The following is a 21,455-nucleotide window of genomic DNA, read 5'->3' as shown; positions in this document are numbered from 1 at the left end:
ATGTCGGTCCCCGTAGTGACCATTGCACCCTGGCAACTCAACAACGGCGAGGCCGGCACCAGCCCTGCCGACTACGGGCGCCACATGCTGGCCGAAGGCGATTCGTGGTTTGCGTACGGCTCCGTGCTGGGCTTCAACCAGCTCAATTTTTTGCGGTTCACGCGCCGTACGCTGATCACTCAGACGGCGATGCCCGGCGACACGCTGGACCATATGGCCGACTGGTGGCGCGACAGCAATTTCCCATCGCTCATCGACGGCGGCAGCTACGGCAACCGGGCCTGGAAGTTCGACGCCATCCTGCTCAGCGGCGGCGGCAACGACCTGATCGATGCCGTGAGCGACCAGTACGTAGACCAGCGCATCCTGCGGCTGTGCTCGACCACCAGCCCGCCCGCCACGGCGGCCGATTGCGTGCATGAGGCCGCCTGGGCACAGTTCGAGGTCTATCTGCGCGCCAATTTCAAAAAAGTCTCGGACTTTGTCGCCGCCAGCATCAAGAACCACGATACGCCCGTCTTCGTGCATACCTACGATCATCTGACGCCGCGCGATGCGCCGGCCGTGCCCGGCTTCGGGCCGTGGCTGCTGCCCGCGCTGCAGGTGCACCGGGTGCCCGCGGCGCTTTGGCAACCTGTGGCCGATCTGCTGATCGACCGGCTGCGCGGCGTGATCCGCTCGCTCGGCCTGCCCAACGTGCATGTGGTCGACACCGTGGGCACCTTGACCCCCGCCGTGCCCGGTTCGACCGGCCAGAGCAACGACTGGCTCAACGAAATCCATCCCAGCCGAGGCGGCTTTCGCAAGCTGGCGCCGCTGTGGCAGCAGACGATCGAGGCCATCATCGGCGCCTGAGCATTCATTCCGTGCGGACGGGTCTGGCAAGGTATGAGTAGAATGTGACTCAAGCCCTTGTGGGTATTACACAAGTAGCTATAAAAAAAGTAGCAAACATGAACCCAACCTCTGCGCCAGCGTCCACCACCTTCGAAGTCCTCCCGCGCGACCTGTCGGCCTATCGGCGCGGCAACGTGGGCATCGACTACGTGCACCGCTTCGAATCCGGCAAGCCCGGGCCGCACGTGCTGGTCAACGCGCTCACGCACGGCAACGAGTTCTGCGGCATGGTGGCGGCCACGCAGTTGCTGGATGCCGGCGTGCGCCCGCTGATCGGCACGCTCACGGTCAGCTTTGCCAACGTGGCGGCGTACGAAACCTTTGACCCGGCGCAGCCGTTCGAGAGCCGCCTGCTGGTGCACAACCTGAACCGCATCTGGTCGCCCGAGTGGCTGGACGGCCACGAGGACAGCCCCGAGCTGCGGCGCGCGCGCGAGCTGCGCCCGGTGCTTGCCGCAGCCGATCACCTGCTCGACATCCACTCCACCAGCCAGGACGTCGAACCCTTCTGGGTCTATCCCGGCTTCGCGCGCAACGCCGAGGTCGCGCTGGCGATCGGGCGCCCGCAGGTGCACCTGGTCATGCCCGATGGCCTGGGCTCAGGCACGCCGCTGATCCAGTACGGCCACTTCGCCGGTGCCGGCGGCACGGGCGCCGCCATGGTGGTCGAATGCGGCCAGCATTTCCGCCAGGCGAGCAGCGATACGGCCATGGCCGTGACGCGCGGCTTCCTGGCCCACTTCGGCCTGATGGAGCGCGACGCGGATACCGCACCCGCCGGCTCGCCCAGGCGCTTCGAGCTGCTGCGCACCTATGTGATCAAGACGCCCGAATTCAGATTCAGCCGGCCGTGCGTGGGCTTTGAGGTGTTTGCCAAGGACGAACTCATCGCCACCGACGGCCCGGATGAAATCCGCGCGCCGTGCGACGACTGCACCATCCTGATGCCCGCGCGCACGGCGATCGTGGGGCGCGAGGGCGTGTACCTGTCGCGGCCGCTGGCAAGCCAGGAATTTAACAAAAACAGCCGCTAGCCCTTGAGGGATCTGCGCGAGCAGCTACGAAATCGGTAGCAATCAGCGCACATTCGGCTGCACCCAGCGCACGATGTCGGCCGCGCCCATGGCGCCGGCCTGGCGCGCCACCTCGCGCCCGCCCACGAACAGCGCCAGCGTCGGAATGCTGCGGATGTTGAAGCGCGCGGCGAGGTTGGGCACCGCCTCGGTATCGACCTTGGCCAGGCGCACCCGCGGCTCCAGTTGCGCGGCGGCCTGTTCGAACCACGGCGCCATGGTGCGGCACGGACCGCACCAGGGCGCCCAAAAGTCCACCAGCACCGGGATCTGGTTGCGGCCGATGTGCTTGTCAAACGCCGCCTCGTCCAGTGCCGCAGGATGCGCGTCGAACAGGGGTTTTTTGCAGTGCCCGCAGGTCGGCGCACTGCCGAGCTGGTCCGCACGCACGCGGTTCGTGGTGTGGCAATGCGGACAGACGATGTGCAGTGATTCGTTCATTTGCTGCATTTTGGGGGCCGGCGGCGGCTTTGCAAGTGCTAGACCTTGCTGGAGTACGCCTTGCGATCGGCCAGCACCTTCTGCGCGCTGGGCCGCTCGCCGATGAACTTCATGTAGGGCTTGTAGTCCACGCCGGCGGCGAGCAGCAGGTCTTCGCCGTAGATCGCTTTGGTGGCCATGCCCACCACCGGCAGGCTGGCAAAGGCGGCGCAATCGGCCAGCGTGAAGGTATCGCCCGCCACATAGGGCGCGAATTTGGCCAGGCGCTTGAAGGCGGGAATGTTCTTGTCCAGCTGCTTGCGAATGCGCGCCTGGCTGGACTCGCTCACCGTGCCGCCAAAGAAGGCCTGCGAATACAGCTCGCGCGCCACCAGCTCCAGGTGCAGGTCGATGAACGTGACGAGCTCGCGCACCTTGGCCGCGGCAAACGGCTCGGCCGGCAGCAGCGGCGGGTTGGGGTAAGTGGCCTCGAGGTATTCGACGATCGCCTCGCTCTCGCACAGGCTGCCCTGTGGCGTGCGGATGAACGGGATCTTGCCCAGCGGCGAGGCGCCCAGCACCGCCTCGTCGGTGCGCCCGGTCAGCACTATTTCCTCGCTGAACGGCACGCCCTTTTCAAGCAGCGCGAGCTTGACCTTGTTGTAGTAGTTCGAGACGGGAAAGCCGCAAAGCGTGATCATGGGAAAAGTCTCCGGATAGTGGGTGGCGCCCAGTTTAGTGGCTGTGCGCCGCCGTCACTTGGCACGCCGGAGACACCGGATCTCACGCGCCCTGGCTGCTGCCCAGCTGCGCCGCTTCCTTGGCGCGCATCTTGGCGCCGATGTACTCGCCCTGGGTCACGTAGAGCAGATCTGCGATCTTGCCGATCAGGCTGATTTCGTTCTCGTCAAGGCGGGCGTCGGCGTAGGCCACCTGCCACATGGCCTCCACCACCTGGATCTTCTGGGCCTGCGTGAACTCCTCGTTCATGCTGCTAGTGAAGCGGTAGTAGTCGTTGGCCGTTTCGGCCGTCTGCCGCGCCTGCTCCACCAGCTGCGCCAGCGCGTCATCGGGCAGCGCAAACCTGCTGCGCAGCGCGGCCATGATGGTGACCTGCTGTGCGGCGTGCGTGTTGCCATCCACCCGCATCACCTCCACCAGCAGCACCGCCGTGGCCAGCTGCAGCGTGCGCTCGCGCGCCTGTGGGGACTGGCTGCCGGCCGGCGCCATCAGACTTTCAAAAAATTCCTTGAGAACTTGCAGCATGCGTCGCGTCCATCGGTAAATATAAATATATGGAGCAGCGCGTGCGCCATTGGTTCCCGCGAAAGCCCGGGCGCGCATGACTCGCCCGGGCTGTCTTGTGCCGCCGCTTTAGCGGCTGAGAACGATGTTGGCGATCAGGCCTGTGGCGATGGCGATCAGCACATAGTCACTGCCCACCTGCACCCATTGCTGGCCGCGCGGGGGCGGGCTCAGGTGGTACGCACGGTAGTCGTTCACCACGTACTGGCGGTTGCGGTAATCGCGCGGAATGTAGCCGCCGCGCCTGAATTCCGGGCCGCGTGCGTTGTAGTAGCTGCCACGGTCGTTGCGGCGCATGTCGCCATGGTCAAAGCGGTTGTCGATAGGACGCACATTGCGATTCGGCTGAGGCTGTGCCCGATACTGCGGTCCTTGCTGCTGGACCTGCGGCCGCGCCTGCGGTGCGTTGCGCCAATCGTTGTCCTGCGCGAACGAGAGCGTGCTGAGCCCCATGCTGGCGACGGCAATCGCGCAAACAATGGTGGTGGATTTCATGGTTTTCATGTTGGGACTCCTTGTGTTCATGAGCCTTTATGGTGCGCCGCCCATGTGTCCTTTGTGTATACCGCGCGGGCAGTTCGTGCAAAGAAGGGTAGCCAGTTGTGCGCACGGAGTTGCCTGCCTGTGTACGATCCTCACTAATCAGGAGGCCCCATGGCAACAACCCACAACGAAAGACTCGCGGTATTGATCGATGCCGACAACGCCCAGGCATCCGTCATCCAGGAGCTGCTGGCCGAGGTGTCGCGCTACGGCACCGCCACCATCAAGCGCGCCTATGGCGACTGGACCACGCAGAACCTCAAGGGCTGGAAGGAGGTGCTGCACAAGCTGGCCATCCAGCCGATCCAGCAGTTCAGCTACACCACCGGCAAGAACTCCACGGATGCCTCGCTCATCATCGACGCCATGGACGTGCTGCACACCGCCAGCGTGGACGGCTTCTGCCTGGTCTCCAGCGACAGCGACTTCACGCGGCTGGCTACGCGCATCCGCGAGGCAGGGCTGGTGGTGTACGGCTTTGGTGAGCGCAAGACGCCCGAGCCGTTCGTGGCCGCGTGCGACAAGTTCATCTACACGGAAATTTTGCGCGCCGAGCCCGAAGAGCAAAAGACGCGCGAGGTCGCCACCGAGGTGGCGGGCCTGCCCAAGCTGCGGCCCATGATCCTCACGGCGCTGGACGCCACGGCGCGCGACGACGGCTGGTCCACCCTGTCGGCGCTGGGCAGCCAGCTCACGCGCAACCATCCTTCGTTCGACCCGCGCAACTACGGTTTCTCGAAGCTGGGCGAGTTGATGCGCAAGCAGAGCTATCTGGAGGTGAAAGAGGTCCCGATGGGCGATGGTTCCACGCATGTGCAACTGCACGTGCGGCGCAAGGCAGGCTCGGCTTCGAAGGGCGGCTGAGGGGCCTGCGCATGCAAACCCTCGAACTGAAGATCCCGCCCCCCGTCGTTACCGCGTTGGCCGCCGCCGCCATGTGGGGCATCGCGGTGCTGGCCCCGCTGATCGATCTGCCCGCGGCCGTGCGTGTGCCGGCGGCCATCGTGCTGGCGCTGATGGGCGTCGCCTTTGATCTGGCGGGCGTGATCGCCTTTCGGCGCAGCCAAACCACCGTCAACCCGATGAAGCCCGAAAAAGCCGCGGCCCTGGTCTGCTCGGGCGTGTACCGGCTGACGCGCAATCCGATGTATGTCGGCCTCGTGTTTGTCCTTGTGGCGTGGGCCGTGTACCTGTCTTGCGCCTGGGCGCTGCTGGGGCCCGTGGCCTTTGTGCTCTACATGAACCGCTTCCAGATCCGGCCCGAAGAGCGGGCGCTGTCCTCGCTGTTCGGCCGCCGCTACGAAGACTACAAGTCGGGCGTCAGGCGCTGGTTGTAGGGGCGTGTGTCCGACCGCAGCCCCTGCAACAGCGCACCCAGCGCGATGCCGGCCAGCGCCCACAGCAGGCTCCAGTTGCCCGCACCCAGGCCGGCAATGGCCGGGCCGGGGCATACGCCGCACAGCCCCCAGCCCACACCGAACAGGGCCGCGCCCAGCAGCGTGTCGCGGTTCCAGACGCTGGGGTGCCTGCGAAACACGTCGCCCAGCAGCGGGCGACCCAGCAAGCGGGGTGCCAGCTTGTAGGCCGGCACCACCACCGCCACCGCGCCGCCCATCACCAGCATGAGGCCGAAGTCCTTCAAGTGCAGGAAACTCAGCACCACTTCGGGCCGGATCATGGTGGACAGCGACAGGCCGAAGCCAAACAGCGCGCCCGCCACCAGCGTGGCCAGCGCGCGCGGGAGAGTCCTGTTGGCCACGCTCATGACAGCCACCTTGCCGCCAGGTTGGCCGTGAGGAACGCTGTCGCCATGAAGGTCAGCACCGCCATCAGCGAAGGCCACTGCAGCGAGCCCAGCCCGCAAATGCCGTGACCCGAGGTGCAGCCGTTGCCCAGCCGTGCCCCGTAGCCCACAAAAATACCGCCCACCAGCAGCTGCCATGCCGGCACGTTTGTGGCCTCGCGCACGCCCCCGGCAAAGCCCAGCCACCACACCAGCCCGCCCAAGATCAGGCCCAGCGCATACACCAGCCGCCAGTTGCGCGAATCGACAAACCGCGCCTGCTGGAAAAACGGCCGGTGCACCACGAAAGACCAGGTGCTCGAGAACAGCGTGCTCATGCCGCCGATACGGCCGGTCAAAATGAACAGCAGCGCCGTGCCCGCGCCCACGAGCAGCCCGCCCAGCAGATAGTGCTGCCAGCCGAGGGGGAAGAGAGAAAGAGACAGGTTCATGAGGCCGGATTATCCGCCGGCAAGGCATGCCACATGGAAGTGGGGGCAGGTCAAGTTTGAGGATGAGAAGGCGTTGTTGCCAAAACCGTTCAAGCGGCCCTGGCCCGGCGCTTCAATTTGGCTTTGTCAGTGGGCAGCAGCCCACACGGCGGCATCGAGCTGTTGATGGGTTTTGACCAGAGGTAATTAGAATCTGACCCTAATTGTCCGCTAATTGTCCGCTAATTGTCCGAAGAACGGGTGCTGTCCACGCTGTTCGGCAGCCGTTACGAAGACTACAAGTTGGGCGTCATGCGCTGGTTGGAGGGGGCGGCAGCCTCGAGCAGCCGGATCTTCATGCGATCGATGCAGCTGAAACGATAATCTTGACACTACAAAAAAAGTGGAGGTTTTTCATTCATGGCAATACCCGACTTTCAGACGCTGATGCTGCCGGTGCTTCGAGCGTCGGCCAATGGCGAGATCAAAATTTCCGAGGTCGTCGGCTTGCTTGGCAAGCAACTGGGTTTGACGGAAGCTGAACTATCCGAACTGCTGCCTTCAGGCAAGCAGACCACTTTTGCCAACCGGGTTAATTGGGCCAAGAGTTACCTTGGCAAGGCCGGTTTGGTCGACTTGACCCGGCGGGGGTCATTTCGTCATCAGCGAGAGGGGACGCGCCGTGCTGGCTTCTCCGCCGCCGTCCATCAACATCAAATTTTTGGAGACATTCCCGGAGTTCAAATTATTTCGAGAAGTCAGCGATCAACCTTCTGGCAGCGCGCCCACGCCTGAAGCGAATCTGAAAGACCTGACTCCGGATGAAATCATCCGCTCCGCACATGCCGAACTGGACAAATCCCTGAGCGTGGAACTATTGGCCAAAGTGCTTGCCGCTCCACCAGACTTTTTCGAGCGCCTTGTCGTGCAATTGCTTGTCGCGATGGGCTATGGCGGTTCTGCCGCGGAGGCCGGGCGCGCACTGGGAAAAAGCGGCGATGGTGGTGTCGATGGCGTGATTGACCAGGATGCTCTGGGTTTAGATCGGATTTATGTGCAGGCCAAGCGGTACGCCGACAACAAGGTTTCCGCGGGAGATATACGCGATTTTTTTGGCTCTTTGGACCGCTTCAAGGCCAGCAAGGGCCTGTTCGTGACGACGTCCGGTTTTTCTCCCGCGGCGAAGGAAACGGCTGAGCTTCTGAGCGTATTGTGCTGATTGATGGTCACTTGCTGACACGGTTGATGATTCGCTACGACATCGGTTGCCGGGTCGAAGAAACCATTCAGATCAAGAAGATTGACGAAGAGTTTTTTGACTGAACCCGGAGCGTGCGCTTTCGAAGGCACTTGTACGTCTTGGCCGGAAATCGTCGCGCAGAGGGCCGGATTTCAGACGGCCGGGTTGCGCACGGCAGAGCCAGCCCAGTTCTGGGTGGGCAGCTTCAGTCCTTGCGCCATGAGTTGTTTTCGGGCCTGTCTGGATGCTTGGATCAAGGCCTGAGCAACCTTGTCTTGTCCTGTGGCCGGGCGGGTTGATGCACTGCTCTTCTTTACTGGGCGAGCCGTTTTAGATTGAGCCATTTTTCCGGTTCCTCTATGTAAGTGCGGCGTGCAGTGCCGTGGGCAATAGGCTTGAGTGTGCCAGATGCATTATCCAGAATGGTCCAGCGGTCGGCAAGCGGCAGGTACAGCGCATGCAGATTGTGCAAACTGCGCTGAAAGCGACGCTTCACGTCTGCCTGCGGTATGGCGTACCCGCCGAGCTTGACGCGCAGCGCCACCCGGTTCACGGCCAGCTCTGCACTGGGCAGCGCCACATAAAATATCTGAACGCTGTAACCGCGCGCCTTGCAGCGGGTCAGAAACAAGGCAAACGTACGGCTGGACAAGGTAGATTCGAACGCAAAGCTAACATTGGCTGCAGCCAGTTCTTGAAGTCGCTTGAGCATGATGCGGCCTGCCTCAAATGACACGGTTTCAGGCGCGTACGCAGACAGCCCCACGGCAATCTGGTCTGCATTCACAAACTCCAGAATGCCCAAAGCTTGTCTGAGTAAAAACGGTGCTGCAGTCGACTTGCCCGCGCCATTGGGCCCGGCAATCACCACCACAATGGGGTGCTTGAGACCGCTGGAACGAGGGGGGCTCATTTACCCCAACTATCCTTCAACCCCACCGCCAGGTTAAACACCGGTTTCGCCCCCGTGTGATCCACCCGATCCGCCACAAAGTACCCATGCCGCTCAAACTGAAATTTGTCATCCGCCTTGGCGCTGGACAGTGACGGCTCCACCACGGCCTGGATCACTTTCAAACTGTTCGGATTCAGGCTGGCCAGAAACTCCTTGCCGCCGGCGTCGGGTTGCGCATCAAGAAACAGGCGGTCATACAGGCGCACTTCGGCCGGGATGCCGTCGGCCACGGCGACCCAGGTGATCACGCCCTTGACCTTGACGGCGTCGGAGCCGGGGGTGCCGCTCTTGGTGTCGGGCACCAGCGTGGCGTGCACCTCCAGCACCTTGCCCGCGGCGTCGCGGGCAGCGCCGGTGCACTCGATCACGTGGCCGTATTTCAGGCGCACCTTGTTGCCCGGGAACAGGCGGAAAAAGCCTTTGGGCGGGGTTTCTTCGAAGTCGCTGCGGTCGATCCACACTTCCTTGCCGATCTTGAAGCTGCGGCGGCCCAGCGCGGGCAGATGCGGGTGCACGGGGGCGGAGCATTCGTCGAGCGCGCCCGCGCCCATCACGGCGTCCCAGTTGGTGAGCACCAGCTTGACGGGGTCGAGCACGGCCATGGCGCGCGGGGCGGACACGTCCAGCGTTTCGCGCAGGCAGCCTTCCAGGGTGCTGTAGTCGATCCAGCTGTCGCTTTTGGTCACGCCGATGCGCTCGGCAAACAGTTGAATGGCTTCGGGTGTGTAGCCGCGCCGGCGCAGGCCGACGATGGTGGGCATGCGCGGGTCGTCCCAGCCGTTGACCTTGTGGTCGTACACCAGCGCGGCGAGCTTGCGTTTGCTGGTAACGACGTAGGTCAGGTTCAGGCGCGCAAATTCGTACTGGTGCGGGTGCGGCGCCTGCAGCAGGCCGCCTTCGCACAGCCGGTCCAGCAGCCAGTCGTAGAACGGGCGCTGGTCTTCAAATTCGAGCGTGCACAGGCTGTGGGTGATGTTCTCCAGCGCGTCCTCGATCGGGTGCGCAAAGGTGTACATCGGGTAGATGCACCATTTGTCGCCCGTGTTGTGGTGCGTGGCGCGGCGGATGCGGTAGATGGCCGGGTCGCGCAGGTTGATGTTGGGGCTGGCCATGTCGATCTTGGCGCGCAGCACCATGGCGCCGTCTTCGTGCCGGCCGTCGCGCATTTCGCGAAAGCGCGCCAGGTTCTCGGCCGGCGTGCGGCTGCGGAATGGGCTGTTCACACCGGGCGTGCCGAAGTCGCCGCGGTTGATGCGCATGGCCTCGGCGGACTGTTCGTCCACGTAGGCGTGGCCGGCCTGGATCAGGTATTCGGCGGCGCGGTACATGAAGTCGAAGTAGTCGCTGGCCTGGTACAGGCAGGTGCTGCTCACGCCGTTGAAGCTGGCCTTCCAGTCGAAGCCGAGCCAGTGCACGGTGTCGATGATGGCGTTGACGTATTCCTGGTCTTCCTTCTCGGGATTCGTGTCGTCAAAGCGCAGGTGGCATACGCCGCCATAGTCGCGCGCCAGGCCGAAGTTCAGGCAGATGCTTTTGGCATGGCCGATGTGCAGGTAGCCGTTGGGCTCGGGCGGGAAGCGCGTGCGGATTTTGGCCGGGTCTACTGGGCCGGCGGCGTGGTGCGCCGCGTCGCCGGGGCTGCCGCCCCAGCGGCGGGCGGTGTAGGTGCCTTGGGCCAGGTCGTGCTCGATGATCTGGCGCAGGAAATTGCTGGGTTTGGCGGGGGCAGTAGCGGGGGTGTTGGCAGCAGGAGAACTCATGTCCCGATTCTAGGCGGGCCGGTCGATTTGTAACCGTTGTGCCTGTTACAGCGCTTATCCGCCGCGTTTGTTACGTCTGGCAATGATCTTCACTGTGCAGTCGGTAGTCGGGATGGGCGCTGGTGCGTTTAAATAAAGGCAAGGGCAGTTTGTGCCCTCTTCAGGAGATAACGATGAAAAACAACCGCTCTGTCTATGCCACCGCCGCGGCGGCCGTGCTCGCCGTGGCTGCACTCGGCGCCACCAGCGCTGCCCAGGCGCATGTTGCCGTGTCCGTGGGCATCGGCCTGCCGGGCATCGCCATCGGATTCCCCGCGCCGGTGTATGTGGCGCCCCCGCCCGTGTACTACCAGCCGGCCCCCGTTTATGTGCAGCCGCAGGCTTATTACACGCAGCCCGCCTATGCGCCGCCGGTGGTGGTTGCGCCTTATCCGGTTTACCGCACCGGCTGGGTCCGCCCCGGCTACTACGGTGAGAGATGGCGTGGTCGTGAGGAATGGCGCGAGCACCATGGCCGCGGCCACTGGGATCGCGATCGCTAATCCATCAGCCCGTTGTGATTGAGGCCCGCAGAGGATCTGTTTGCGGACTTTTTCTTGGTGGCGGGCTTATGAGCACTGGCGCGGGTGCTGCGGAGTCAAGCGCCGAGAAGCCGGCGAGCCAGCACCGACTGCATGTCTCGGCGGCCATTGACGACCAAGTAGATGACGACTTGGCCTCCAATGACCCGGTAGATCACCCGGTAAGGCTTGGACGAGGTTTGCCGATACTCCTTGATGCCCAGCGCCACCAACTCCTTCGGGTAACTGCCTCGCTCGGGGAACGGTGCAAGACCCTTCACGACGTCCATCAGCTGGTCGAGCACGTAGTTGGCGTTTGCCACGCAGTCGAACTCGGCAATGTAATCGTGAATGGACTCCAGGTCCTGTTCCGCGCCTTGGGTGAGCAGGACCTCGTAACGGTTCGGCCTACTGACCATCAGGCCTTTGCCGGCTTGGCGCGCAGTCGAGCGACCACATCCACAACCGGTTTGACCCGACCCGCTTCAACGTCCTGGTTGCCGAGCGCCAGGATTTTCAGCAACGCCAATGTTTCCTGGGTTTCTTCGAAGGACGCGACGTCCTGCAGCACGGCCTTGGCTTCGCCATTCTGCGTGATGACCAAGGGCTCACGCTGCTCGGACAGATGCGACAACACCTCGGCGGCGTTGGCCTTCAGGTAGCTGATCGGTTTGACTTGAGATGAGTAGCGCATGGGCTTCTCCTTTGATTCATGAAGGACTGAATGTAGTCTTTTTTCAGTCTTGTCGCAACAATCGATCAATCCGCTCGCGCACCCAACCAAAGCCCAAATGCTCCTGCTCCAATCGCAGCCCTTCACGGATGCGGTTGTCGCGCAGGTCGTTGTACAGGCTCAGTTCCTCGGGTGCCAGCCTGTGCAAATCGCCTCGCTGCGGTTTGTCCTCACGCCCCCAGAAGGCAGTGTGGGCGTCAAGCGTGACCCGATCCATCAGGATTGATGTGACATGGGGGAAGTGGCCGCGCAGTTGATCAAGAATGGCGAAACCGTGGGTGTCGATATCGCCCCAGTAATGAATGGTGCACCGCTCCAGCCATCGGGCCTTTGCGAGTGCGTCCCAGCCGTATCCGGAGCCGAAGATGGCAATGGCACCGGGGGCATTGGGCAAGGCCAGGAAGTTGGTCTCGTTCTCGGTGATGAGCACCCGCCGAACATCAATCGTCAATCGACTGAAACTGCAGGCGTCCAGTGTGATATCCGGGCACAACGTACCGGCACCCGATTGTGCGGCGGCGGCGTACCTGTTCATTGCCCGAAGCGCGGGCCTTTCTTCAAAAACTTCTGCTCCTGCACCGTGCTGGCGCGTCCCAGCGCCGCGTTGCGGTAGGGGAAGCGGCCAAACCGGATGATGATGTCGCGGTGCTGGCGCGCAAAGTCCAGGTGGCTCGCGATGCGGGCCTGCAGCGTGGCGGGCACCTGGGCCGCCAGCGCGCTGAAGCGGCGCACGCATTCGTCCTGCAGCGCCAGATGCTCGGCGTGCATCAGCGGCATGTACAAAAACACGCGCGCGATCCACGGCAGGCGCGCGTCCAGGCCTTGCGCCAGCGCGTTGCTGACCAGTCGCTGCGCGCGCGCGTCGCCGGCAAAGGCCTGGGCCGTGCCACGGAACATGTTGCGGCTGAGCTGGTCGAGCAGGAGGACCAGCGCCAGTTGCGTGCCCCCCGGAATGCCGGCGGGCGTGGCGCCGGACGCGGCGTCCTGCTCCCAGCCCTGCAGGCCGCCGGCCTGCGCCAGCCGCACCCACGGGCCGAATTGCTGGTCGATTTGCCGGTCCAGTGCCGCATCCGTGCCGAACCACTGCACGCTCAGGTCGCGGCTGGGCCAGCCCAGCGCCAGGCCGTCGGCAAACCAGAAGTCGAGAATGGCCTCGGCATGGGCGGGCGCGGCGAGGTCGTCGAGTGGTTGGGTGGGCAGGGGCATGCTTACATCGCCTTGAACAAATGGGCATAGAGCCGGCTCACCGGCAGCTTGTCGGCGCGCCCGCGCAGCGTCAGGTGCAGCCGGCCAGCCTCGTCACGCGTCACGCTGTCGATGGCATTGGCGCGCACCACGGTGCCGCGGTGCACCTGCCAGAAGGTGTGCGTGTCGAGTTGCGGCAGCAGCTCCTTGAGCGGGGTGCGGATCAGGTATTCGCGGCCGCCATCGGGGCCGGATGTGAGCACGCGCACGTATTTGTCGGCCGCCTCGAAATAGATCACCTCGTCGATCGGCACCAGGCGGATCTGGCTGCCCACGCTGGCCTGGATCACCTTGAGCGGGCCGGCGCTGGCGGCGGGCGGCGCGCCGGTGGCGTCCATCAGGTGGCGCAACTGACTCAAGGTGGTGGCCAAGCTTGCTTCCAGATTGGTAGCAGATTGTGCACGCTGGGCAAGGGCTTGCTGCACTTTTGACACGGTTTTTTGCAGGCGCGCGGTCTGCACCGGCTTGAGCAGATAGTCCACCGCCTGCGCCTCGAAGGCCTGCACCGCGTACTGGTCGTAGGCGGTCACGAACACCAGGGCGGGGAACGGCGTGGACGCCGGCCATTCGTCGGCCAGCTCGGTGGCGGCTTCCAGGCCGCTCCGGCCCGGCATGCGCACGTCAAAGAACAGCACGTCGGGCCGCAGTTGCAGGGCCTGCTGCACGGCGCTGGCGCCATCGCCCACGCTGGCCAGCACGTGCAGCTCGGGCCACACGCGCGCCAGCTCGGCCTGCAGCGCCTGGGCCAGCAGCGGCTCGTCTTCGGCAATCAGGGCGGTCGGGGGCGGTGGGTGCATTCGGGTGCAGCCTGGTGCATCAAGCCATCGGCGTTTGCAGCGGCAATCCCACTGCGTGGTCGGAGCCTGCGGTCGGCGACGCGACGGCCGCGCGCGCGCGCAATTCCTCGGTGGTCTCGCCCGGCCCTTGGACACGCCAGCCCGGCGGCTTGAACAGATGGCCCCACACGGCGCGCAGTGAGCGTGCGCTGCGCAGGTCGCGCCACAGCGCGATCCACGGACCGAATTCGATGCGCAGCAGGTTGTGGCCGACCACCGGGGTGACCAGCCCGTAGCGGCAGGGCACCTCGGCGCGCTCGCGGATGTAGGTGCCGAACAGGCGGTCGAACACGATCAGCACGCCGCCATAGTTGCCGTCGAGGTACTCGAGGTTCGACGCATGGTGCACGCGGTGCGCCGAGGGCGTGTTCAGCACCCATTCGAGCGGACCCAGGCGCGGAATCCAGGTGGCGTGGATCCAGAACTGGTACAGCAGGTTCAGCGTGAGCATCAGCAGGATCACGCGCGGCGGCATGCCCAGCAGCGGCGCCAGCATGAAGAACGCCAGCGTGCCGGTGAGCCGGCCGGTCCAGCCGAAGCGGTAGGCGGCCGACAGGTTGAGCTGGTTCGACGAATGGTGGATGGAATGCGTGCACCAGAACCAGCGCACCCGGTGCGCCGCGCGGTGGTACCAGTAGTAGCAGAACTCCTGTCCGACGAAGCACGCGGTCCAGCCGCGCCAGTCGTCCATCGGCAGCGTGAACAGACGGTGCTGCCAGAGCCAGTCCATGGCGCCGAGGTAGAAGGCGGTGGCGGGCAGCAGCCAGCGCAGCGGGTATTCGCGCACCAGGAAGTCGACCACCGAGACGCCGGCCGCCTTCCAGTCGTAGGCCGCGCCGCCACGGTGCGCATGGCGCCACGACAGCACCAGCGCCTCGGCGAGCGAGGCGGCCAGCACCACGAGCACGGCGATTTTCAGGATCAGGAGGAGCACGGTCATGGCAGCAGATTCTTCATGAAAATTCGATCGTCAGGGCAATGCATTTTGTGGCGCGTCGGCGCGCACGGGGGGTGTTGCCGGGTTTTTGTAAGGAAATCGCAGTGTAGCCCTTGTCCCGCCTCCACTGGGCGCTATAAATTCAATAGTGCATTGCTTGCCGTAGGCGGTGGCCAGGCGCTCGCGCACCTGGGCCACGCCAAAGCCGCCGGCTGTCGTGGGCGCGGCCCGCGTGCCGTCCATCCCGGCCTGGATGCCGACGCCGGTGTCGCTCACTTCCAGCGTCAGCCAGTCGCCCTCGCGGCGCGCGCTGACCTTGACGCTGCCACCCTCCACCTTGGGCTCCAGCCCGTGGCGGATGCTGTTTTCCACCAGCGGCTGCAGCAGCAGCGTGGGCACCGGGTGGCTGGCCAGATCGGGCGGCAGGTCCAGCGTGTACTGCAGGCGCGGGCCCATGCGCACGGCCATCAGCGCCAGATAGTCGCGCACACGCTCGAACTCGGTCTGCAGCGCGTGCTCGCTCGCGCGCGAGGCACCGAGCGTGGCGCGCAGGTAGGCGATCAGGTGGTCGAGCATGGCCTGCGCCCGGGCCGGGTCGCTCTTGATCAGCACGCGCAGGTTCGCCAGCGTGTTGAACAGCATGTGCGGCTCGAGCTGGGTTTCCAGCAGCTTGAGCCGGGCTTCTGTGGCCTGGCGCTGGATCTGCTGCATCTGGCCTTGCAGGTGGCGGCTCTTGCCCTGGGCGTAGAAGTAATAGCTGATGACGGCGCCGGCCACCAGCGTGATCAGCCACGAGACGCGCTGCTGGGCGACGCTTTGCTGCCACGACGACCAGCCGAACCAGGCGTCGGCCGCATAGGTGCCGATGAGGTAACCCCCCAGAACGCCGAGCGTTGCCAGCGCGATGCCGCCCCAGCCATAGGGCCAGCCCGTCTCGGGGTTGGGGTTGAACAGGTGCCGGCCCAAATCGATCAGGGCCCAGGTGACCGAGCCGATGCACAGCGAATACACCAGCGGCACTTCGTACGGCTTGTCGGGCGAGGCGAAATACTGGAGGGCCGAAATTGCCAGGCAAAAGGCCAGCGTCTGCAGGTAATGGCGCAGCAAGGCGATGCCGTCGATCCGGCGGGCCGCGAGCGTTCCCGGGGTGGCGAGCTGCATGGGCTGCCTCAGAAGCCGTCGCGCCGGCGTTGCAGGCGCTCGCGTTCTTTTTGCACCATGCTCTCGCGCAGGCCACTGCCGTTGCCGAGCAAGAACACCGAGACCCAGTGCAGCGCCAAACCCACGCCCCAGCCCAGCGCCGGGTAGATGGCCCAGTGCCGCTCGCGCAAGCCGTAAGTGGACATCACGAACAAAAACGTATTCACGACCACATACACGGCCGCGTGCATGTACCAGCCGAGCTTGGCCCTGGCGCGCCGGATGGCAAGCCGCTCGATCTCGTCGGGGCTCAATGGGGTGTTGGGGGGGGCGTTCATGGCAGGAAAACTCATTCTAGGGCAGCCCTTTACGGCAGCAGGTGTTGGCGAAAGAACGGCACGATCTGCGCGTGCGCCACGGGCACCTGGCGGCGGTCAAAGCCCGGCACCAGCCAGTTTGCTCGGGGCGGCCCTTCGCTGCGTTCATGGCGCTTCCTCTCAGGCGTTGAGGGTAGTGGCGGGCAGCGTGCTGCGCTCGTGCTGCAGCGCCAGGCGCCACAGCCGGGCGCCGCGGGCGGCAAACACGCCGCTGAAGGCGCCGTACAGCATCCCAAAGGCCAGGGTGAAGCCGGCGGCGTGGGCCAGCGCCGGCTGCATGGCCAGCGTCACCCCGACGAAGTATTTGGTCAGGAAGATGCCCATCATGAGCGCCAGCGGCACCCAGCTGCCGGGCAGGGTGAAGCGGCGGGTGGCGGCATCGAAGCGCGTGCGGGCCGGCAGCGGTCGCTGCAGCACCAGCCACGCGGCCAATGCGCCGGCCACCAGCCAGGCGAGCACGACTTGCGGCGCGGCGCCGAACGCCGAGATCGCGCCATACAGCGACAGGGCGACCATGACCAGCGGCAGCAGGGTGGCGCGGCGCAGTGGCACGCTGCGCGTGAACAGTTGATTGGCGCCGAGCCAGACGAGCGCCAGCAGCAGGCCCCAGACCCAGGCCGGGGTGTGGATGATGATTTGGAAAAGCATGGTGATCTCCTTCAAGAGGGGGGCGAGTTGAAAAACGTGTCGTCGGTGGCGTGATCGGTCAGTGGGGTGAACTGTGCCGGGGCTTGGGCGGGCGCACCACCGGTTTGCGACGAATGGCAGCGCCGGCGGCGCGAAATGCAGCGCTCCGGCGTGAAAGGCGTGCCGCACCTGCCATGCGCGGCGCCGCCGGGAGCCAGTGGGCACGGCGATAATCGCGGCTCTGTTGATAGGAGCATGCGTGGATATTGTTTTGCTGATGAAGGCCGCCGTCATGGGCGTGGTGGAAGGCCTGACGGAGTTCTTGCCGGTGTCGTCCACCGGGCATCTGATATTGACCGGAGCCCTGCTGGGCTTCGACGACGACAAGGCCAAGGTGTTCGACATTGCGATCCAGACCGGCGCGATCTTCGCGGTCATCATTTATTACTGGCAAAAAATCAAGGCAACCCTGGTGGGCCTGCCCAGCCAGCGCCAGGCGCAGCGCTTTGCGCTGAACGTGCTGATCGGCTTCCTGCCGGCCGCCGTCATCGGTCTGCTGGTCTACAAGACCATCAAGGCGCACCTGTTCAATCCCGGCGTGGTGGCCGGCGCCTTCATCGTCGGCGCGCTGATCATCCTGTGGGTGGAGAAGGTTGCCAAGCCCGTGCCGCGCATCCAGAGCGTTGACGACATGAGTGCGCTGGACGCGCTCAAGGTCGGTTTCGTGCAGTGCCTGGGCATGATTCCCGGCACCAGCCGCAGCGGCGCCACCATCATCGGCGGCATGCTGCTGGGCCTGTCGCGCAAGGCGGCGACGGAGTTCTCGTTTTACCTGGCGATTCCGACGCTGATCGGCGCCGGTGTGTACAGCCTGTACAAGGAGCGCGCCTTGCTGTCGGTGGCGGACATTCCCCTGTTCGCGGTGGGCCTGGTGGTGTCGTTCATCGCCGCCTGGCTGTGCATCCACTGGCTCTTGCGCTACATCGCGACGCACACCTTTGTCGGCTTTGCCTGGTACCGCATCGCGTTCGGCCTGGTGGTGCTGGCCACGGCGTGGAGCGGCCTGGTGAACTGGTCGGCCTGATCCGTGCGGGCCGCCCGCCGCCCGTAGCCGTACGGTTGGGGGGTGTTTTCGGGGGCGTACATATTTATACAAAGCAATCGCTTGCTATAAATAAACATCTCTGCTATCTTTGCGGGCATGTCAAAAATCCCGCAGGTTTCAGCCACCGTCGATGCCGGTGCGACGGCTCCCGGCATTTCCCCTTCGTCCGCGCCAGGCCCGCGCGGGCGTCGCTCCGCGGCGACCCTGCCCGGCCGGCCCCGGGGGCGGCCACGCAAGCTCGACTCGGAACTGGACGAAGGCAACCGCCGCCGCCTGGTCATCGAGGGCGCGGCGCGGCTGTTCCGCATCAAGGGTTTCGCGGCCGCCAGCACGCGTGATATCGCGGCCGCGGCCGGTATGCGCGGCGGCTCGCCGTTCTATCACTTCGAGAGCAAGAACGCGCTCTTGTACGTGGTGATGCAGGAGGGCATGGCGCAGGCCGCCCAGAGCCAGCAGGCGGCGCTCGATCGCGTGCCGGCCGATGCCGCGCCGCGCGAGCGGCTGCGCGCGCTGATTCGCAACCACTTCGAGGTGCTGCTCGGTCCCGGCAGCGATTTCATTCCCGTGATGTTGTACGAATGGCGCTCGCTGAATGAGGCGCAGCGCGAGGGCATCTCCGAACTGACGGGGGCCTACGAGGCACAGTGGATGCCCACGCTGCGGGCGCTGCACGAGGCCGGCGCCCTCAAGGCCGACCCGCGCACCGCGCGGCTGTTCATCTTTGGCGCGCTGAACTGGTCAGTCCAGTGGTTTTCGCAGCAGGGTTCGCAGTCGCTCGATGGGTTGACGGCGCAGGCCCTGGCGCTGTTCACAGGAGAAGCTTGATGTACCAATCCATTTTCGCGCCCGGGCTGTTCGCCGGGCAGGTCATCGTGGTCACGGGCGGCGGCTCCGGCATTGGCCGCTGCACCGCGCACGAGCTGGCGCGCCTGGGTGCCCATGTGGTGCTGGTCGGGCGCAATACCGAGAAACTGCAGGCCGTGCAGGACGAGATTACCGGCGACGGCGGCCAGGCCAGCTGGCACTGCTGCGACATTCGCCAGGAGGAGGGCGTGGTGGCGCTGGTGCAAGCCGTTGTGGCCGCACAGGGCCGCATCGACGGCCTGGTCAACAACGCGGGCGGCCAGTACATGACCCCGCTCGAAGCCATCTCGGCCAAGGGCTGGGAGGCAGTGCTGAACACCAACCTCACGGGCGGCTTCCTGATGGCGCGCGAATGCTATCGCCAATCCATGGCCGCGCACGGCGGCTCAGTAGTCAACATCGTGGCCGACATCTGGGGCTCCATGCCCGGCATGGGCCACAGCGGCGCGGCGCGTGCCGGAATGGTGAGCCTCACGGAGACGGCGGCGCTGGAATGGGCCCGCAGCGGCGTGCGCGTGAACGCGGTGGCGCCGGGCTACATCGCCTCCGGCGGCATGGACCATTACCCGCCCGAGGCAGCGGCCATGCTGCGCGAGATGCGCAAGACCGTGCCGCTGGGGCGCTTCGGCAACGAGGCCGAGGTGTCTGCGGCCATCGTCTTTTTGCTGAGCCCCGCGGCCAGCTTCATCAGCGGGGACACGCTGCGCGTGGACGGCGCGCGGCCGCAGGTGCGCATGGGCTGGCCCTTCGCGCTGCCAAACAGCGAGGCGCGCCAGCGCCCGGCCATCCGCGAGTTCGGCGGCTTTCACCGCGCCACCGTGCCGCGCGTGTTTCAGGACGCGCCCCAGGCAGCGGGTGCGGGCGGAGGTGCGGCATGAGCCGCAGGGCCGCTCCCAAGACGAACACCGCAGCGCGTAGCGCGGAGGTTGCCCAATGAGCGCTTTCGAATCGCGCTGGAACCCCCAGTCGAGCGTCGCGCGGCAGCGCCGCGCCGCCATGCTGGAACGGCTGGACGCTCTGCGCGCACTCGAAGAGCGCGCCGCCCACGCCTCGGCCAAATCAAAACCCGTGTTCGACAAGCGCGGCCAGTTGCTGCCGCGCGAGCGCGTGGCCCTGCTGCTCGACCCGGGCAGCCCATGGCTGCCGCTGTGTTCCCTGGCGGGCTTTCTGCACGACCACAAGGACCCGGCGCTGTCGGTGCCGGGGGGCGGTGTGCTCGCGGGCATCGGCTTCGTGAGCGGCGTGCGCTGCATGGTGGTCGCGAGCGATTCGGGCATCGAGGCAGGCGCGATCCAGCCCATGGGCCTGGACAAGATCCTGCGCGTGCAGGAGATCGCGCTGCAGAACAAGCTGCCCTTCATCCACCTGGTGGAGAGCGCGGGCGCGAACCTGATGCGCTACCGCGTCGAAGGCTTCGTGCATGGCGGCACGCTGTTTCGCAACCTCGCGCGACTCTCCAGCGCGGGCATTCCGGTGATCACGGTGCAGCACGGCTCGGGCACGGCGGGCGGCGCTTACATGCCGGGCCTGTCGGACGTGGTGATCATGGTGCGCGGCCGCTCGCGCGCCTTCCTGGCGGGGCCGCCGCTGCTCATGGCCGCCACCGGCGAGGTCGCGACCGAGGAGGAACTGGGCGGCGCCGAGATGCACACGACCCTCTCGGGCCTGGGTGAATACCTGGCGGAAGACGACCGGCAGGCACTGGGAATAGCACGGGAGGTGGTTGATAAGTTGTCATTCCCGCGCAGCCTGCCCTCGACTCCGATCGGGGGGCGGGAATCCAGCGATGGCGAGGACTGGATTCCCGCCTGCGCGGGAATGACAGGGTTGGGAGGTTTACCGCCGCGCTTCGAGGCCGATGAGCTGCTTGGCCTGATGCCCGTGCACCACCGCGAGCCGGTCGACATGCGCGAGGTCATCGCGCGTCTGGTCGACGACTCGGACCTGCTCGAATTCAAGCCGCTGTACGGCGCGCAAACGCTGTGCGTGCAGGCCCGCGTGGCAGGTCACGCAGTGGGCCTCATCAGCAACAACGGGCCGATCGACGTGGCCGGCGCCAACAAGGCCACGCACTTCATCCAGTGGATGTGCCAGCTTGGCCACCCGATCATCTACCTGCAGAACACCACCGGCTACATAGTCGGCAAGGACGCCGAGCAGGGCGGCATGATCAAGCACGGCAGCAAGATGATCCAGGCCGTGACCAATGCCACCGTGCCGCAGATCACCATCCAGTGCGGCGCCAGTTTCGGTGCCGGCAACTACGGCATGTGCGGGCGTGGTTATGCGCCGCGCTTTTTGTTCAGCTGGCCCAGCGCGCGCACCTCGGTCATGGGCGCCGAGCAGGCCGCGCGCACCATGCAGATCGTGAATGACGCGGCCCTGAAGCGCAAAGGCCTGGCGCCCGATCCCGAAAAAGCCCAGGTGCAGTACGACCGTATCGTGCAGATGTTCGAGGCCCAGGCCGATGTGGCCACGACCAGCGGCCTGCTGCTGGACGACGGCGTGATCGACCCGCGCGACACGCGCGACGTGCTGCGCCAGTGCCTGGACATCTGTACCGAGGCCGAGGCCCGCACCCTGCGCCCGATGCAGTTTGGCGTGGCGCGCATGTAGCCACCGCC

Annotated in this window: 28 protein-coding genes; 11 read left to right on the top strand and 17 right to left on the bottom strand. The window is 65.3% G+C overall.

All coding sequences use genetic code 11. The annotated features are described in order from the left end of the window. Together B0E49_RS12370 and B0E49_RS12365 are read left to right on the top strand one after the other, a co-directional pair. Positions 1 to 855 (top strand): hypothetical protein, encoded by an 855-nt coding sequence (locus tag B0E49_RS12370; RefSeq protein ID WP_077562506.1) that lies wholly within the window; start codon positions 1 to 3, stop codon positions 853 to 855. 98 nt (positions 856 to 953) lie between these two features. After that, positions 954 to 1,931, top strand: coding sequence for a M14 family metallopeptidase (locus tag B0E49_RS12365; protein WP_077562505.1), 978 nt, complete (start codon positions 954 to 956; stop codon positions 1,929 to 1,931). A 42-nt stretch (positions 1,932 to 1,973) separates the two neighbouring features. Here B0E49_RS12365 and trxC read toward each other — a convergent pair whose 3' ends face one another. The 4 genes from trxC to B0E49_RS12345 form a co-directional block, all read right to left on the bottom strand. Further along, entirely contained in the window at positions 1,974 to 2,411 is a 438-nt protein-coding gene (gene trxC, locus B0E49_RS12360) for a thioredoxin TrxC (RefSeq protein WP_077562561.1), read from the bottom strand. A 38-nt stretch (positions 2,412 to 2,449) separates the two neighbouring features. Further along, on the bottom strand, positions 2,450 to 3,091 hold the full coding sequence (locus B0E49_RS12355; RefSeq protein WP_077562504.1) for a glutathione S-transferase: 642 nt from the start codon (positions 3,089 to 3,091) through the stop codon (positions 2,450 to 2,452). A gap of 82 nt (positions 3,092 to 3,173) precedes the next feature. Beyond that, on the bottom strand, positions 3,174 to 3,656 hold the full coding sequence (locus B0E49_RS12350; RefSeq protein WP_077562503.1) for a tellurite resistance TerB family protein: 483 nt from the start codon (positions 3,654 to 3,656) through the stop codon (positions 3,174 to 3,176). Between the two features lie 108 nt (positions 3,657 to 3,764). After that, on the bottom strand, positions 3,765 to 4,199 hold the full coding sequence (locus tag B0E49_RS12345; RefSeq protein ID WP_286137973.1) for an RcnB family protein: 435 nt from the start codon (positions 4,197 to 4,199) through the stop codon (positions 3,765 to 3,767). A 150-nt stretch (positions 4,200 to 4,349) separates the two neighbouring features. Here B0E49_RS12345 and B0E49_RS12340 point away from each other — a divergent pair, with 150 nt between their 5' ends. Further along, on the top strand, positions 4,350 to 5,102 hold the full coding sequence (locus B0E49_RS12340) for an NYN domain-containing protein (RefSeq protein ID WP_077562502.1): 753 nt from the start codon (positions 4,350 to 4,352) through the stop codon (positions 5,100 to 5,102). 11 nt (positions 5,103 to 5,113) lie between these two features. Then, entirely contained in the window at positions 5,114 to 5,575 is a 462-nt protein-coding gene (locus B0E49_RS12335) for a methyltransferase family protein (RefSeq protein WP_077562501.1), read from the top strand. Here B0E49_RS12335 and B0E49_RS12330 read toward each other — a convergent pair. Together B0E49_RS12330 and B0E49_RS12325 are read right to left on the bottom strand one after the other, a co-directional pair. Next, a complete protein-coding gene (locus B0E49_RS12330) occupies positions 5,545 to 6,003 on the bottom strand; it encodes a DUF6691 family protein (protein ID WP_077562500.1) in 459 nt (152 codons plus the stop codon). The genes B0E49_RS12335 and B0E49_RS12330 overlap by 31 nt on opposite strands. Further along, positions 6,000 to 6,473: a YeeE/YedE family protein gene (locus tag B0E49_RS12325; protein WP_077562499.1), complete on the bottom strand. Its 474-nt coding sequence runs from the start codon at positions 6,471 to 6,473 to the stop codon at positions 6,000 to 6,002. The genes B0E49_RS12330 and B0E49_RS12325 overlap by 4 nt, the downstream gene beginning before the upstream one ends. 399 nt (positions 6,474 to 6,872) lie before the next feature. On the opposite strand from B0E49_RS12325, the gene B0E49_RS20725 reads away from it, so the two are divergent. Together B0E49_RS20725 and B0E49_RS20720 are read left to right on the top strand one after the other, a co-directional pair. Further along, positions 6,873 to 7,247 (top strand): winged helix-turn-helix domain-containing protein, encoded by a 375-nt coding sequence (locus B0E49_RS20725; protein ID WP_217349245.1) that lies wholly within the window; start codon positions 6,873 to 6,875, stop codon positions 7,245 to 7,247. After that, positions 7,174 to 7,671: a restriction endonuclease gene (locus B0E49_RS20720; RefSeq protein WP_217349244.1), complete on the top strand. Its 498-nt coding sequence runs from the start codon at positions 7,174 to 7,176 to the stop codon at positions 7,669 to 7,671. Before B0E49_RS20725 ends, B0E49_RS20720 begins: the two co-directional genes overlap by 74 nt. 334 nt (positions 7,672 to 8,005) lie before the next feature. Here the strand turns inward: B0E49_RS20720 and B0E49_RS12315 are convergent, their stop codons facing one another. Together B0E49_RS12315 and B0E49_RS12310 are read right to left on the bottom strand one after the other, a co-directional pair. Continuing rightward, positions 8,006 to 8,605 carry an ATPase gene (locus tag B0E49_RS12315; protein ID WP_077562498.1) on the bottom strand — a complete coding sequence of 200 codons (600 nt, stop codon included), beginning with the start codon at positions 8,603 to 8,605 and terminating at the stop codon, positions 8,006 to 8,008. Further along, positions 8,602 to 10,407: a glutamine--tRNA ligase/YqeY domain fusion protein gene (locus tag B0E49_RS12310; protein WP_077562497.1), complete on the bottom strand. Its 1,806-nt coding sequence runs from the start codon at positions 10,405 to 10,407 to the stop codon at positions 8,602 to 8,604. The genes B0E49_RS12315 and B0E49_RS12310 overlap by 4 nt, the downstream gene beginning before the upstream one ends. A gap of 173 nt (positions 10,408 to 10,580) precedes the next feature. Here B0E49_RS12310 and B0E49_RS12305 point away from each other — a divergent pair, with 173 nt between their 5' ends. Then, positions 10,581 to 10,949: a hypothetical protein gene (locus B0E49_RS12305; protein ID WP_077562496.1), complete on the top strand. Its 369-nt coding sequence runs from the start codon at positions 10,581 to 10,583 to the stop codon at positions 10,947 to 10,949. A 95-nt stretch (positions 10,950 to 11,044) separates the two neighbouring features. On the opposite strand, the gene B0E49_RS12300 is transcribed toward B0E49_RS12305, so the two are convergent. The 9 genes from B0E49_RS12300 to B0E49_RS12260 all read right to left on the bottom strand — a co-directional run bounded on the left by B0E49_RS12300 (position 11,045) and on the right by B0E49_RS12260 (position 16,883). After that, entirely contained in the window at positions 11,045 to 11,386 is a 342-nt protein-coding gene (locus tag B0E49_RS12300) for a type II toxin-antitoxin system RelE/ParE family toxin (RefSeq protein ID WP_077562495.1), read from the bottom strand. Next, positions 11,386 to 11,661, bottom strand: a complete 276-nt coding sequence (locus tag B0E49_RS12295; RefSeq protein WP_077562494.1) for a type II toxin-antitoxin system Phd/YefM family antitoxin — start codon at positions 11,659 to 11,661, stop codon at positions 11,386 to 11,388. The genes B0E49_RS12300 and B0E49_RS12295 overlap by 1 nt, the downstream gene beginning before the upstream one ends. 43 nt (positions 11,662 to 11,704) lie before the next feature. After that, entirely contained in the window at positions 11,705 to 12,235 is a 531-nt protein-coding gene (locus B0E49_RS12290) for a DUF2220 domain-containing protein (protein WP_077562493.1), read from the bottom strand. Then, on the bottom strand, positions 12,232 to 12,906 hold the full coding sequence (locus B0E49_RS12285; protein ID WP_077562492.1) for a DUF924 family protein: 675 nt from the start codon (positions 12,904 to 12,906) through the stop codon (positions 12,232 to 12,234). The genes B0E49_RS12290 and B0E49_RS12285 overlap by 4 nt, the downstream gene beginning before the upstream one ends. Before the next feature lie 2 nt (positions 12,907 to 12,908). Further along, the gene (locus B0E49_RS12280) at positions 12,909 to 13,742 is read right to left on the bottom strand and encodes a LytR/AlgR family response regulator transcription factor (protein ID WP_077562491.1); all 834 of its coding nucleotides are present in this window, start codon (positions 13,740 to 13,742) and stop codon (positions 12,909 to 12,911) included. Between the two features lie 19 nt (positions 13,743 to 13,761). Continuing rightward, positions 13,762 to 14,721 carry a sterol desaturase family protein gene (locus B0E49_RS12275; protein WP_077562490.1) on the bottom strand — a complete coding sequence of 320 codons (960 nt, stop codon included), beginning with the start codon at positions 14,719 to 14,721 and terminating at the stop codon, positions 13,762 to 13,764. 30 nt (positions 14,722 to 14,751) lie between these two features. After that, a complete protein-coding gene (locus tag B0E49_RS12270; protein ID WP_077562489.1) occupies positions 14,752 to 15,879 on the bottom strand; it encodes a sensor histidine kinase in 1,128 nt (375 codons plus the stop codon). An 8-nt stretch (positions 15,880 to 15,887) separates the two neighbouring features. Beyond that, positions 15,888 to 16,196, bottom strand: a complete 309-nt coding sequence (locus B0E49_RS12265; protein ID WP_286137972.1) for a 2TM domain-containing protein — start codon at positions 16,194 to 16,196, stop codon at positions 15,888 to 15,890. A gap of 159 nt (positions 16,197 to 16,355) precedes the next feature. Continuing rightward, complete coding sequence (locus tag B0E49_RS12260) at positions 16,356 to 16,883, bottom strand: DUF6622 family protein (RefSeq protein ID WP_077562559.1); 528 nt, start codon at positions 16,881 to 16,883, stop codon at positions 16,356 to 16,358. A gap of 238 nt (positions 16,884 to 17,121) precedes the next feature. Between B0E49_RS12260 and B0E49_RS12255 the strand changes: the two genes are divergently transcribed. The 4 genes from B0E49_RS12255 (at position 17,122) to B0E49_RS12240 (ending at position 21,447) form a co-directional block, all read left to right on the top strand. Further along, positions 17,122 to 17,946, top strand: coding sequence for an undecaprenyl-diphosphate phosphatase (locus B0E49_RS12255; RefSeq protein ID WP_077562487.1), 825 nt, complete (start codon positions 17,122 to 17,124; stop codon positions 17,944 to 17,946). 117 nt (positions 17,947 to 18,063) lie between these two features. Further along, positions 18,064 to 18,792: a TetR/AcrR family transcriptional regulator gene (locus B0E49_RS12250; protein WP_077562486.1), complete on the top strand. Its 729-nt coding sequence runs from the start codon at positions 18,064 to 18,066 to the stop codon at positions 18,790 to 18,792. Further along, positions 18,792 to 19,709 (top strand): SDR family oxidoreductase, encoded by a 918-nt coding sequence (locus tag B0E49_RS12245; RefSeq protein WP_077562485.1) that lies wholly within the window; start codon positions 18,792 to 18,794, stop codon positions 19,707 to 19,709. Before B0E49_RS12250 ends, B0E49_RS12245 begins: the two co-directional genes overlap by 1 nt. Positions 19,710 to 19,764: 55 nt before the next feature. Continuing rightward, the gene (locus B0E49_RS12240) at positions 19,765 to 21,447 is read left to right on the top strand and encodes an acyl-CoA carboxylase subunit beta (RefSeq protein WP_077562484.1); all 1,683 of its coding nucleotides are present in this window, start codon (positions 19,765 to 19,767) and stop codon (positions 21,445 to 21,447) included. Positions 21,448 to 21,455 lie beyond the last annotated feature (8 nt).

Origin of the sequence: Polaromonas sp. C04 (assembly GCF_002002705.1) — a bacterium.
Classification (GTDB): Bacteria; Pseudomonadota; Gammaproteobacteria; order Burkholderiales; family Burkholderiaceae_C; genus Rhodoferax_A.
This window is presented reverse-complemented; position numbering and strand designations above follow the sequence as displayed.